10 protein-coding genes are annotated in these 13,305 nt (G+C 59.3%); 5 read left to right on the top strand and 5 right to left on the bottom strand.

The window, feature by feature from the left end; translation table 11 throughout:
* Positions 1-779: 779 nt before the first annotated feature.
* Positions 780-1,493 carry a DUF2968 domain-containing protein gene (locus FH08_RS0114050; RefSeq protein WP_051888267.1) on the bottom strand — a complete coding sequence of 238 codons (714 nt, stop codon included), beginning with the start codon at positions 1,491-1,493 and terminating at the stop codon, positions 780-782.
* Between the two features lie 189 nt (positions 1,494-1,682).
* Complete coding sequence (locus FH08_RS0114045; protein WP_031358930.1) at positions 1,683-2,555, bottom strand: LysR family transcriptional regulator; 873 nt, start codon at positions 2,553-2,555, stop codon at positions 1,683-1,685.
* A 283-nt stretch (positions 2,556-2,838) separates the two neighbouring features.
* Here FH08_RS0114045 and FH08_RS0114040 point away from each other — a divergent pair, with 283 nt between their 5' ends.
* The 5 genes from FH08_RS0114040 to FH08_RS0114020 all read left to right on the top strand — a co-directional run bounded on the left by FH08_RS0114040 (position 2,839) and on the right by FH08_RS0114020 (position 9,092).
* Positions 2,839-3,804 (top strand): sugar ABC transporter substrate-binding protein, encoded by a 966-nt coding sequence (locus tag FH08_RS0114040; RefSeq protein ID WP_031358929.1) that lies wholly within the window; start codon positions 2,839-2,841, stop codon positions 3,802-3,804.
* A gap of 223 nt (positions 3,805-4,027) precedes the next feature.
* Positions 4,028-5,671 (top strand): sugar ABC transporter ATP-binding protein, encoded by a 1,644-nt coding sequence (locus FH08_RS0114035; protein ID WP_051888266.1) that lies wholly within the window; start codon positions 4,028-4,030, stop codon positions 5,669-5,671.
* Complete coding sequence (locus FH08_RS0114030; protein ID WP_031358927.1) at positions 5,668-6,669, top strand: ABC transporter permease; 1,002 nt, start codon at positions 5,668-5,670, stop codon at positions 6,667-6,669. Before FH08_RS0114035 ends, FH08_RS0114030 begins: the two co-directional genes overlap by 4 nt.
* Positions 6,670-6,869: 200 nt before the next feature.
* Positions 6,870-7,802 (top strand): ribokinase, encoded by a 933-nt coding sequence (gene rbsK, locus FH08_RS0114025; protein WP_031358926.1) that lies wholly within the window; start codon positions 6,870-6,872, stop codon positions 7,800-7,802.
* 183 nt (positions 7,803-7,985) lie between these two features.
* On the top strand, positions 7,986-9,092 hold the full coding sequence (locus FH08_RS0114020) for a nucleoside hydrolase (RefSeq protein WP_031358925.1): 1,107 nt from the start codon (positions 7,986-7,988) through the stop codon (positions 9,090-9,092).
* Positions 9,093-9,141: 49 nt separating this feature from the next.
* Here the strand turns inward: FH08_RS0114020 and FH08_RS0114015 are convergent, their stop codons facing one another.
* The 3 genes from FH08_RS0114015 to FH08_RS0114005 form a co-directional block, all read right to left on the bottom strand.
* Entirely contained in the window at positions 9,142-10,278 is a 1,137-nt protein-coding gene (locus tag FH08_RS0114015; protein ID WP_075583334.1) for an acyltransferase family protein, read from the bottom strand.
* Positions 10,279-10,496: 218 nt separating this feature from the next.
* The gene (locus tag FH08_RS0114010; RefSeq protein ID WP_031358923.1) at positions 10,497-11,636 is read right to left on the bottom strand and encodes a porin; all 1,140 of its coding nucleotides are present in this window, start codon (positions 11,634-11,636) and stop codon (positions 10,497-10,499) included.
* A gap of 221 nt (positions 11,637-11,857) precedes the next feature.
* Complete coding sequence (locus tag FH08_RS0114005) at positions 11,858-13,198, bottom strand: MFS transporter (RefSeq protein ID WP_031358922.1); 1,341 nt, start codon at positions 13,196-13,198, stop codon at positions 11,858-11,860.
* Positions 13,199-13,305: the final 107 nt, after the last annotated feature.

The following is a 13,305-nucleotide window of genomic DNA, read 5'->3' as shown; positions in this document are numbered from 1 at the left end:
AGAAAGCGCTTTCAGAACGAGGGCTCGTAAGTTGACCTAGCGTGCAGTTTCCACGTTTTTGGCACCCCAAAAGCACGGTGCTCGCCAGAACCACCGATGTTTGAAACCCTCCTTCTCGCGAATTCTTACACGCACACGCTTCGCCCCGTACGCTCTCGGGCAAGCACTATTGCTAAGAAAACCCGCGCGGCCTCACGCGTATTTACCGCTGCAGGTCTTTATGGGTTCGCTGCTTGGTCGGCATGATCGGCGCGGTTATTTTTGTCGGTGGGGCCTCATCTATCCGACCGCTTTATTTCGAGGCGGGTTGGCGATGTGGTTCGACATGCGTACAAATTCGGAGGATGGTTTTCCGCGGATAGCGCGGGGTGCACCTTGGGCAGGTTCAGTCACTGGTGGCGAAGCGTGTGGGTATCCGTGTTCGGAGAAAGAGGGGTTCACACATCCGTGGTTCTGGCGAGCACCGTGCTTTTGGGGTGCCAAAAACGTAGAAACTGCACGCTAGGTCAACTTACGAGCCCTCGTTCTGAAAGCGCTTTCTTTGCTTCGTTTCTTTGTCGCTTTGGACAAAGAAATGACGTGCCGCCACGCACAGTGGCTAATAGTGATAAAGAGAATATCCGACTCATGCAGACCACTACCGCTGAAAGCAGCAACCCGGCACTGACTCCGACCGCTAACCCCAGAACCTAGCAACCCGGCATTGACCCCGACCACTATCGCAGGAACCTGGCATCGACTCTGCCCGCGAAACCTCGCCCCCTCAGCCCCCGCAAAAATCACTGCACCGGCATTAAATCCCCATCTGCCTGACGCTGAAGATCCTGCACCTTGGTCTGCAACGCACGCAATTCAGCTTGAGCCGCGTCCTGCTGAGCGCGCAAAGCAACAATAGCGTCCCTTTGTTGCGCCTGACGATCAACGACCTGGCTTTGCTGCGCGCGCGCCACATCGACATCCGCTTGCAAGCGGTTCGCCCGGTTCTGCTGCAACGCAATCAGCCGATCCGCGAAGGCATTTTCAGCCTGCAGCTTCTCCCGGCGAATTTCCGAATCGGCAAGCAGCGCCGTATTTTTCGCGAAGTCCGCATAGACCGCTTCAGCACGGGTATCGGTCTGCGTCTTGATCACGCGCCAGAACTTCTTTTGCTGGAACAGCGCGACGTAATACGTCATCTGGTCGGGATAAAACAACATGCTCGCGCCATAGCTGCCGTTATAAGTCGTGCGCATTTCTATGACCTTGCCGTCGCGGATCATCTGCTGCAACTCGGTAATGCTGCCGTTGCCTGGCGCCTGCGGTTCGTCAGCCGCGCCGTTGGTCAGCAGACCACGCTTCGCACTCGTGTCGCCAAGCGCATTCCCCGCTGCCAACGACGAATCCTGCCCTGCAGGCGTTGCCGCTATTGCAGTGGTCGCGACGCACGCCGCCGTACAAACCACCGCGCCTGCCCACAGAACTACCCCGTACCGCCATTTATTATTGGATTTCATGGAATTTCCGAGTTCTTGAACAAAGCGAAACCGAGCGGATTATCGCAGATAGATTGCCCCGATATTTATTGGCAGCGTTCAAAAAACCGTGTTCATTAAATGAAAAGTGCAGGACCGGATAATTCCCAAGCTCAGTGAAGCGGCCGCGGCATGCGTCGCCCCCCATCGAGGCTGAGCGTAAGTCCGTCGTCACCTGAAAATATCGGCGACAAGGTTCGACACCGCCCGTATGCGCTCGCTGCCGCGAAGCGCCGGGTGCAAGACCATCCAGACATCCTGATCCAGCTCCCTGATATGCGGTTCAATGCACACCAGATCGCTCGTCGTGTCCCCCGCCAGTTGAGCGAGCACGCCGAGGCCCGAGCCGCCCAGCACGCCATCGAACACGCCCAGCACGTAGCTGCTGCGAAGGCTCGGCGCAGGCGCGCCCGGCAGCGTCTTGAGCCAGCGGGCCGCAGGATGATCGCCCCGGCGCTCGTCATAACCGACGAAGGACAGCTTGCTCCACTCCTTCTTCTTGATCGCCACCTTGTGACGCAGGTAATAGTCCCGCGACGCGTATAACCCAAAGCGGACTTTGCCGATCCGGCGCACATACAAGTCGCCCTCGTCCGGGCATTCCGACCAGATGGCAATGTCGGCTTCGCGCCGGGAAAGGTTGTACGGCTGCTGCGAGGTCAGCACTTCAATGGCCAGTCCGGGAAACCTTTCCTGGAAGGAGCCCAACAACTTCATCAGGATGTAGGACATCCATTCGACCGCATTGATCCTGACCGTGCCTTCAAGACCGTGAGAACCCGTGACATCCCCGGCCCGTTCGATCTGATGCGCCAGGGCCTCCATCTGCTCGGCCCACGCGAGCACCCGCTGCCCGAACGCCGTGACTGCGCAGCCGGAAGGCACGCGGTCAATCAGGGGTTCACCTAATCTTCTTTCAAGCTCGGTCAAGCGGCGCGATAGTGTTGCCGCGCTAAGATCACACGCCGCAGCGGCTGCTCTCATGGTTCCTTCACGGGCGATGGCGAGCAAAAGCCGCAGGTCGTCCCAGTCAACGTGCTCCATTTTTGAAACGCTCGCTTTCGAATTTAGACGTAGCATATCGCGAATCGCGAGGATAGCATTAGACCCGGATGGGCCGGATTGCCGCTTGCGAATTGCCGCTTGTTTCGCGCCTTGGCTCATGCATCGGGTTTTCACGTATTAGCGTTAAAGCAAAGCGGCAACAAGCATGTCATTCAAATTGACTTATCGACCCAGCGACCAAGCGACCAATCGACTAACTGCCTGAACGATTCGACGGCTATCCCTCAGTAGACCGAAGAGCGAACTAACTAACGGAGACTCTATGACCCGCAAAGCCAACCCAGCACGGCGCCGCGTACTCGCTGCAACCGCAGTATTTGCCGCATTTTCACTCCTGCCGGTTTCGTCGGCATTCGCTCAAACGGCTAAAAAACCCGTGGTCGCCCTCGTGATGAAGTCACTCGCCAACGAGTTCTTCCTCACCATGGAAACCGGCGCCAAGGACTATCAGGCGCATAACGCCAGCAAGTTCACGCTCATCTCGAACGGCATCAAGGACGAAACCGATACCGCAAACCAGATCCGCATTGTCGAACAGATGATCGTCTCGAAGGTCGATGCGCTCGTGATCGCCCCCGCTGATTCCAAGGCGCTCGTTCCGGTCATCAAGAAGGCCGTGGATGCAGGGATCATCGTGGTGAACATCGACAACCAGCTTGATCCGGAAGTGCTCAAATCGAAAGACCTGAACGTGCCGTTCGTCGGCCCGGACAACGCGAAGGGCGCAAAGCTGGTCGGGGATTACCTGGCCAAGAAACTGAAATCCGGCGATGAAGTCGGCATTATCGAAGGCGTGTCGACCACGACCAACGCGCAGCAACGCACGGCCGGCTTCAAGCAAGCAATGCAAGCAGGTGGCATGAAGGTTGTTGCGCTGCAATCCGGCGACTGGGAAATCGACAAGGGCAACGCGGTGGCATCGCAGATCCTGAATGCGAACCCGAACATCAAAGCGCTGCTGTGCGGTAACGACAATATGGCGCTCGGTGCAGTTGCTGCAGTGCGGGCGGCCGGCAAGGCGGGCAAGGTATACGTGGTTGGTTACGACAACATCAACGCCATCAAGCCGATGCTGGCCGACGGCCGGGTGTTGGCGACTGCCGACCAATACGCCGCGAAACAAGCGGTATTTGGTATCGACACCGCTTTGAAGGCGCTCTCCGCGCATCAGAAGCAGTCGGAACTGTCTAGCGTGGTGGAAACGCCGGTCAACCTGGTCACAAAGTAAGCCTGCCGGCCTCGAGCCAACCCGTATGCGTCGTCGTGATAAGTCGTCGTGGCAAGCCGCAATTGGTCACGGTGACGCATACATGCCGGAATTCCGCAAGCAGCGTAGAGTGTCCCGACGCGTGCGGCTTGAGCTTCAAATGTCCAAACGTGTGGTGCGCCCCGGTTCTTGATCGCCGGGGCGGAACTCGCATTCATGTAGCTGCCCTAGCCTCTCATAAGCGATGCCAAGTTCAATAGCCCCTTCCGCCGACATAGCGCCGGTGCTGACCATTAGCGGGATCGGCAAGACCTATGTCGAACCGGTGCTCACGGACGTCTCGCTTCAATTGCGTCCCGGTGAAGTGCTCGCGCTGACAGGCGAAAACGGCGCCGGCAAGAGCACACTCTCGAAGATCGTAGGCGGTCTTGTCACGCCCACCACCGGTTCTATGCAACTCGGCGGTGTGTCTTATGCACCGGCCAGCCGCAGCAACGCCGAAGCGCTCGGCGTGCGCATGGTGATGCAGGAACTGAACCTGCTGCCCACGCTGTCTGTTGCTGAAAACCTCTTTCTGAATCGCCTGCCAAAACGCGGGCTGGGCTGGATCGACCGCACGACGTTGCGCGAAGACGCGCGTCAGGCGATGGCCCAGGTCGGGCTCGATGCCATCGACCCGGATATGCTCGTGGGTCAACTCGGCATCGGCCATCAGCAGATGGTCGAGATCGCGCGCAACCTGATCGGCGATTGCCGCGTGCTGATCCTTGATGAACCCACCGCCATGCTCACGGCGCGCGAAGTCGACTTGCTGTTCGAGCAGGTCGACCGCCTGAAGTCGCGCGGCGTGGCGCTGGTGTATATCTCGCATCGGCTGGAAGAACTGGCGCGCATCGCCGAACGCGCGGCTGTGTTGCGTGACGGCCGGCTGGTCCACGTCGACACCATGCGCAACCTCAGCAGCGACAAGCTCGTCACGCTGATGGTCGGACGCGATATTGGCGAGCGTATCGACCTCGGTGAACGCCGGATCGGCGCGACTGCATTCAAGGTGCAGGGCATGACGCGCGGCCACGCCGTGCGCGACGTATCGTTTGAAGTAAAGGCCGGCGAGATCTTCGGCGTCAGCGGGCTGATCGGCGCAGGCCGGACCGAACTCATGCGGCTGATCTACGGTGCGGACCGCGCGGATAGCGGCAGCATATCGATCGCGCATCGCGGAGGGGAGCTCAAGACCGTCAGCATCAAGTCGCCCTCCGATGCAGTGAGCCAGGGTATCGCGCTCATCACCGAAGACCGCAAGGGCGAAGGACTGTTGCTGCCCCAGCCGATCGCCGCAAACATTTCGCTGGGCAATATCGGCGCGGTATCGAAGTACGGATTCATCGATGCCCGCCAAGAGACCGCACTCGCGCAGAAGCAGATCGACGCCATGCGGATTCGCACGTCGAGCGCCGCGCAACCCGTGTCCGAACTCTCGGGCGGCAATCAGCAGAAGGTAGTGATCGGGCGCTGGCTCGCCCGCGATTGCACCGTCCTGCTCTTCGACGAACCCACGCGAGGCATCGACGTCGGCGCCAAGTTCGACATCTATGCGCTGATGGGCGCCCAGGCGCGCGAGGGCCGTGCGCTGGTGGTGGTCTCCAGCGACCTGCGCGAGCTGATGCTGATCTGCGACCGGATCGGCGTGATGTCGGCGGGACGCATGACCGGCGTTTTCGAACGCGATAACTGGTCGCAGGACGCGTTGCTGGCCGCAGCGTTCTCGGGTTATGCAGCCCGCGATAAAATTCTCAGTGAATCTATTGAACCGGGCGTCGAAACGCCGCGCGTCGAAACGCCGGGCGCCGGGACGCCGGACACCCCTATCACGGAGCACCAGTCATGACTGTACAAACAACTACACCGAAGTCGCAGACGGAGCCGCCCAAGAGCGCGAAGCCGATCGGCGCCCGGCTGGGTTTCTCGAACTACCTGGGCCTGTTGGGCGCGCTGATCGCCATGATCGCGCTGTTCTCCGTGCTGAGTTCGCACTTCCTGAGCTACGACACCTTCAGCACGATCGCAAACCAGATTCCCGATCTGGTGGTGATGTCGGTCGGCATGACGTTCGTGCTGATCATTGCGGGTATCGATTTGTCGGTGGGTTCGGTGCTGGCATTGGGTGCGGCAGTGACCAGCGTCGCCGCATTGCAATGGCACTGGGGGGCGCTCCCGGCAGCATTGCTCGGCATGGCCGGTGCAGCGCTCACCGGCTGCGTAACCGGCGCCGTGACGGTGGGCTGGCGCATTCCTTCGTTCATTGTTTCGCTGGGCGTGCTGGAAGCGGCACGAGGCCTTGCGTACCAGATGACGAACTCGCGCACGGCGTATATAGGTGACGCGTTCGACTTCCTCTCGAACCCCATCGCGTTTGGTATCTCCCCTTCCTTCCTGATTGCTATCGCCGTGATGATAGTGGCGCAGCTCGTGCTCACCCGGACGGTCTTTGGCCGCTACCTGATCGGCATCGGCACGAACGAGGAAGCCGTGCGGCTGGCTGGCGTGAATCCACGCCCGTACAAGGTCATCGTGTTCGCGCTAATGGGCCTGCTCTCGGGTCTTGCGGCCCTGTTCCAGATCTCCCGGCTTGAGGCGGCAGATCCGAATGCCGGCTCCGGGATCGAACTGCAAGTGATTGCCGCAGTCGTGATCGGCGGCACCAGCCTGATGGGAGGTCGAGGCTCTGTCATTAGCACGTTCTTCGGCGTCCTGATCATTTCGGTATTGGCGGCAGGCCTCGCGCAAATCGGCGCGAACGAGCCGACCAAGCGGATTATCACCGGTGCGGTGATTGTGGTTGCGGTCGTGCTGGATACGTACCGCAGCAAACGACGCATCATATAAGCGTAGGCGGCGCTCGTGCAGGCGCGCTTCGGATAGTTGATTCGTCCCAGGCAGGCGCGAATTACGGGTGACTGAAGAAAATGCGTCCCTATTATCGGCGACGTCTGTGGCGCCCGGCTTGGGACCAGTGTGCTTATTGCGCGTACTTAACCAAAGCCCAAGCCCGATAATCGATCCGTTCGCCAGCAGGAGAAATTGAAATGTCCAAAGAAAACAAGCAAGGCTCAGTCCTCATCATGGGGAGCATCAATACCGATCTGGTCGCGCGCTCGCCGCACCTGCCCCGTCCGGGCGAAACGATCAGCGGCCATGAGTTCGCGCAGATCTCCGGCGGCAAGGGCGCCAACCAGGCAGTTGCGGCTGCACGTATCGGCGGCCACGTGACCATGGCCGGATGCGTGGGCGGCGACGCCAACGGCACATTGCGGCTGGCAGATCTCGAAGCGGAAGGGATCGATTGCAGCGCAGTCGAAACCGACGCGTCAGTGCCGACCGGCGTGGCAATCGTTACCGTAGCGGACGACGGTCAGAACACGATCGTGGTCGTGCCCGGTAGCAACGGCCAGGTAACGCCCGAGATGGTCAAGCGCCATGAGGCAGTAATCAAGGCCGCTGACGTGGTCGTTTGTCAACTCGAGACCCCATGGGATTCAGTCTATGCCACGCTTCTCACCGCCCGGAAATTCGGTAAGCTAACCGTATTAAATCCGGCGCCGGCAACCGGTCCGCTGCCGCCCGAGTGGCTGCCGTTGGTCGATTATCTGGTTCCGAACGAAGTCGAAGCCGCGATCCTTGCCGGATTGCCGGTCGAGTCGCAAAGCGGCGCGCGCAGGGCAGCGAAAGAACTTCAGCGAGCGGGAGCGCGTAACGTCATCGTGACGCTTGGATCGCAAGGCGCGTATCTGTTGCCCGAAGCAGGCGAAGGCACGCACTACCCCGCGCCCAAGGTGAGCGCGGTGGACACGACTGCTGCCGGCGATACGTTCATCGGCGTCTTTGCCGCTCAGCTGGCCGCACGCCAACCCATAGAGGCTGCGATCAGCCTTGCGCAGCGAGCCGCTGCCATTTCCGTCACACGCGCCGGCGCACAACCTTCCATTCCGACTCGTCAGGAAGTCGACAGCGCGCCTTAAGCCCCTCTCTGTTCCGGGACTTCTCAAGCGTCCCGGGCATTCGATTTAGTTAATCGATTCAGATTGAAGCGTCGAAACCGTGCTGCCCCGTTGCAGGGGCTGGTCACGTCCTCGTCAAGCTGCTGCATGGCTTCATGTGGCAGTTGATTTTCGTCATCCAACTAATCTCGAATGGGAAAAGCAATGAACTCAAGACCCGCGTTTGTCCTGGTGGCTTCCGTGTTTTTGACGGCTTGCGGTGGAAGCGGAAATTCGAACCCCGGGCCCTTGGCGAATGCGCCAAAGGTCATCATGGATTCAGACTTCAATACGATGGGCGATGACGGCCAGCTTTTTGCAATGACCACGCAATTAATGGCGCAAGGGAAAGTCAATTTGCTTGGCTTGACGGTAGTTACCGGCAATGACTGGCTATTGCAGGAACAATCAGACGCGCTGAAAGCCGTGGAACGGATGGGCGTGCAGAACACCGTTGGGGTCTACGCCGGCGCGGATTACCCGCTGCAATACAATGTCGCGAGTATCCGCGCCCAGCAAGCCGCCAACCCTAACGGATATTTTGGCGCGTGGAGCCGCCCTGAACCCACGCAGGCTTCGCAACTCATTGCCCCGCCGGACGGCTTTGCGACGAGCACGAAATTGCAGGCGGAAAACGCGTCCGATTTCATGATCGATACGATCAAGCGTTATCCGAATCAAGTCTCTATTCTTGAAGTCGGGCCGCCGACTAATCTTGCGCTCGCGTTGCAAAAGGCGCCGGAAATTGCGCCGCTTATCAAGCAGATTGTTTATATGGGCGGCGCGATGGCCGTGCCGGGCAATGCGAATGCCGTGGGCGAACTGAACTGGTGGTTTGATCCGCTAGCCGTGCGCACGGTGTTGCAAACGACCATTCCTCAAACCGTCATTCCCCTTGATGTGACCGATACCGTGCCGCTGACACAGAGTGTCTACGACCAGATCGCCAACAATCCGAGCAAGCAGACCGCCGTCACCAAGATTTACGCGACGACCAATGCCAATGCCTTTAGCACCAACACTGACATCTACGACACGCTGACCATCGCGTATTTTCTCGATCCGACCTACGCGACACAGACGAAGAGCGCGTACCTGGATATCGATACGACCAGTGGCGAGGATCAGGGCCATGTGATGGTCTATCCCGATCAACCGGCCGCCGGTGCTTCGCCGCAGAAAATCACCTATGTCACTCAGTTCGATAACAACCGGTTCTTCAGCCTGTATATCGATTTGCTGACACGGCCGGTTCCGGTGACGCTGCCTTAAGCCGCACGCAGCGTTGTCGGACGTGCTAAGGCAAACGGCGATCTGACACCTAGTGCGCGTGCTCAGGTTGCCGGATCGCACGCGGTGAACGCGAGCGCTTATAGGCTGTGCGAAGGTACGCGCATAAGGGCTTTTCAATCGACAGGAAGCTGAAAATCGACACGGCCGTTAGCACAAGTAAAAACCCCATGAATGGCACGGGAGCCGTGGCGACGCTCGGGAACAGCATCTTTGCGTACCGGAAAAGCGGCACGTGCAGGATGTAGAACGCGAAACTCGCTTCCCCTAGCAGGACCATGGGCTTGCTCCCAAGCCAGTCGCTTAGCAATCCTTTCGCGCGTGCCAGACAGTAAAGAAGCAGGATAAAGGCGGGGAACAGCAACGCCTTAGCCAATACGTGATTCGCAAACACGATGACCGCAACTGCGGCAGCCAAAGCTGCGAAAGCAGCTACATCGAAGACCAATGCTTTAGCCACGCCCTGGCTTAGATAAAGACGCGCCATGCATATCCCGGCGATAAACTCGCCTATCCGAAGCACCGGCATAAAGTTGACCAGTTCTCGCAGCCAGTACGCCTGTCCTAATGACGCTGGCAGGAACGAAAGCGTCAACGTGGGGATCACGGAAAATAACCAGCACGCACCGATCAAACTCAACAGCACGCCAACGCTGCGATTTTTCAGGAAAGCAAACAGGAAGGGAAACGACGCGTAGAAGACCGCTTCCGCAGAGAGCGACCATCCCGGGGTATTCCAGGCGTTCGCGGTGGCCGGCGTCCAGGCTTGTAACAGCGTCAGGGAAATCACCCCGTAAAACGCGAGCCGCGCATATAAACCGGCCGAGTGTCCGTGCAAGGAAGCAAGGTTCGAATACACCAGCGGGGCAAATACGATCCAGCCCAACAAATAGATCGGGTAGATTTTAGCAAACCGGGAAAAATAGAACTGTCGTACGGCAGGCGCCTCAGCGCCGCCCATTTCCGGATGCGTGTAGGTGAGGATAAACCCCGAAAGAATGAAGAACAGCTCGACGGGGTCGCCCGAATTCTCATAGAAATAAAATGGCGAAATCCCTAACGACGCGGCGACATCAGGCGAAAGGTGGTAGAGCGCAACGCTCAACGCTGCCAGGAAGCGAACGCCGGTTAGCGCGGGAATGACTGGCCTTCTTGCAACTATTGTCATCGTTCATTGGGTTCGCCGCGTGCCCCAGCGCGCCTGGCCGCCTTATGGTGCACGTTAAAAAAATGGAAAATTAATGCGAAATGGCGGATTTTCGGGAAAATAAAGCCTTCTCGTGGATAGGGCCAGTAATTAACCGGCCCCAGGACGTTGGCGTCTTTGTCATCGGACACGCGCAACCGCTCAGACGCAGACCAGGTAGCGAGCGAGAGCTCGGGCAACTAGAAACTGTGCCGCAATCCGGCCATTACACCGAGTTGCCCAGCGCCTGCAGCAGGCGTCGTGCCGCCACCACCCTGACTCACCGTGTAGGCGGCTTTCGCGCTGTTCGCCAGATACGCCCCCTGCAAATACACAGCCGTACTCTTCGACAGGAAATAGGTCGTGCGCAGCACCTCGATCGTGCCGCGTGTGTCGTCCTGCCGGTTGACGATCCGGTAGACACCGCCGTCCACCACGAACGCGGGCGTAACCGGATACGCGGCCGTCAGATAGAACTGATCCGAGTTCACGTTGGGCGTGGCGGCCGAAACGGTCTCCACCCTTCGCCCAAGCCAGCCGCCCCCGATCTTCAGTTTTCCGATCGCTCCGTAGCCGTTCAACTGCATGCGGATATCTTTGTCGCCCGGATTGGTCAACGCGAATGGTGGGGTGCCGTCGAACAGGTTCGCCGATGCGCCCGGGCCGCCGCGTTGTTCGTCGTAGGCTGCGGCAGCGCCGAATCCCTTCCAGTCATAACGCAGCATGGCCGACCATTCGCGACAGGTTTGAGGGCTGCCCGGGACCGAGCCGACACACGTGCCCTGCCCCGGTGAATTCCCGGTACCAGCCGAATCACGGCCGAAGGAATAGGTCGCACCCGCGGTCAGGCCGTCGAAGGATCCCTTGTACGCAATCGTGTTGTCGCTGCGCGCGCTGGGCAAATATTGGTCGAAGGAACCCGTGCCGCCATAGATGTCCGGCCCGAGCAGATCAGAGTCGAGGATGGCCCAGTACGTCATGGTGTACTGGCGCCCGAACGTCAGGCTGCCATACGGCCCCGTCAAGCCGACCAACGCTTGCCGGCCGAAAAGGCGGCCTCCCTGGTTCAGCGTTCCGGCTTTGGTATTGAAGCCGCTTTCCAACGTGAAGATGGTCGACCAGCCGCCGCCGAGATCCTCGTTGCCGCGTATGCCCCATCGCGATGGCAGTTCACCCGTCACGCCCGGCATCCGTACCACGCTGTTGCCCGATGCATCGGCATGCGTTACAAACTCGACGCCCGTGTCGATAATTCCGTAAAGCGTCACATTGCTCTGCGCAAAAGATGGCGCCGCGTTGATCGAGAGCAGTGCGCCCAACAATGCTATTTTGTATTTCATGGTCTCCGTTTCCCCTTACCTGCGCTTTGGAATGCAGGTTGAAAATTTCTTGTCCCGATGGCAGTCAAGCGTGTTGCGCACTCGACCCTCCTGGTTTTAATCGTTTTGTTTTTGGCCCCGCATCAATATTTAATAGGTATGCTAATTTATTAATATTTCAAGAAATTCGAATTCCGCTTGAACGACGCATTAGAAGATTTGATGCAAGTATGTCCAGCGTTCTATCGGATCGTACTGGGTATATGTCGACGCACGAGCGCAAGCGCGATCATCACCACGGTCATTGCCGCGCCCAGCATCACCAGGTATGACGACGCGCCGCCCGCGGTAATCACCGCGGCTCCGGCGAACGCGCTGACAATGGCGCCTATCCGTCCGAATGCCAACGCCGACGCTGTTCCGGTCGCACGCACTCCCGTCGGGTAGACATAGGCGCAAAGCGCATACATGGTGGACTGCACAGCATTCACGAACAGGCCGTGTGTAAAAAGTCCGAACATCAGCACGCTCACATGCCGGGAGACATCCACTGTCAGCAGCAGCCACGCGCTGGCAGCAGCGCCAGAACAACAAATGATCAACGGCCAGCGTGAACCGAATCGTGCGATGGTGACCGCACACGCCAACGCCCCGATCGCACCGCCAAGGTTATAGGCCGTCAGCCCGTAGCCGGCAAACTGCATCGACAAACCCTCGTTGGCCAGCATGGTCGGCAGCCAGCTGAACGCGGCGTAGACAGCCAGCAAACACATGAAGAATGCGCACCAGATCGCTACGGTGTCCAACGCGCGGCCGTCCTTGAAAAGCGCGGTGAAACCTACGTGCTTCTCTGAATCGCGCTCGCGGGTGTCGGTGAAGCTCGCATCTTTCGCGACCGGGCGCGACATGCGGCCCAAAAGCGCCGCCAATTCGGCCCAGCGGTGCGGGCGACGCGACAAGAAGCGTGGGGACTCAGGCAGCGCGAACAGCAGTAATACCGCCAGCATCAGCGGCAGCACGCCGCCCGTCAGGAACAACGCGCGCCACCCATAGGACGGCAGGATCACGCTGGCGAACAATCCCGCCACCATGCCTCCCAGCGGCACGCAAAGGATCGTGACCGTGACCGCTATGGTGCGCACTCGCGCGGGCGTATATTCCGCCGTCAACGTGGTAGAGGTCGGCAACGCTCCCCCTATTCCCAGCCCGGCGATGAACCGCAGTGCGGCAATCATCGCAAGGTTCGGGGCAACGCTGATCGCGCAGGTCGCGACGCCAAATACCAGCACACTGCCGATCACGGCCCAGCGCCGGCCGAAACGATCCGCGAACAAACCGGCGCAGGCGCTGCCTATTCCCATGCCGATCAGTCCTGCCGCAACCACCGGCGCAAAGGCGTTGCGAGCTATACCCCACTCCTTGATCAGCACGGGGATGGCGAAGCCGATCAATTGGCTGTCGAAACCATCGACAATGATGGAGAGCGCTGCCAGCAGGACAATGAGCTTCTGGAACGTGGTGAATGGACCGTCGTCCAGCACGCGCCCAATGTCCACTGTCTTGCTCGTGCCCTCCAGCTTCATCGTCTGATCATGTTCCGACTGCGCGGTTCCGGCGAACACAGCGGGAGGTACGTAGCTGGGCATATGACTGTCTCCTGTTTTTGCGCAGGTTCGACCCGCACATCTTT

The organism is Caballeronia sordidicola (assembly GCF_000729995.1).
In the GTDB taxonomy this organism is placed as follows: domain Bacteria; phylum Pseudomonadota; class Gammaproteobacteria; order Burkholderiales; family Burkholderiaceae; genus Caballeronia; species Caballeronia sordidicola_A.
The sequence above is the reverse complement of the archived record's forward strand: the minus strand, read 5'-3'. Positions and strand labels throughout refer to the sequence as shown.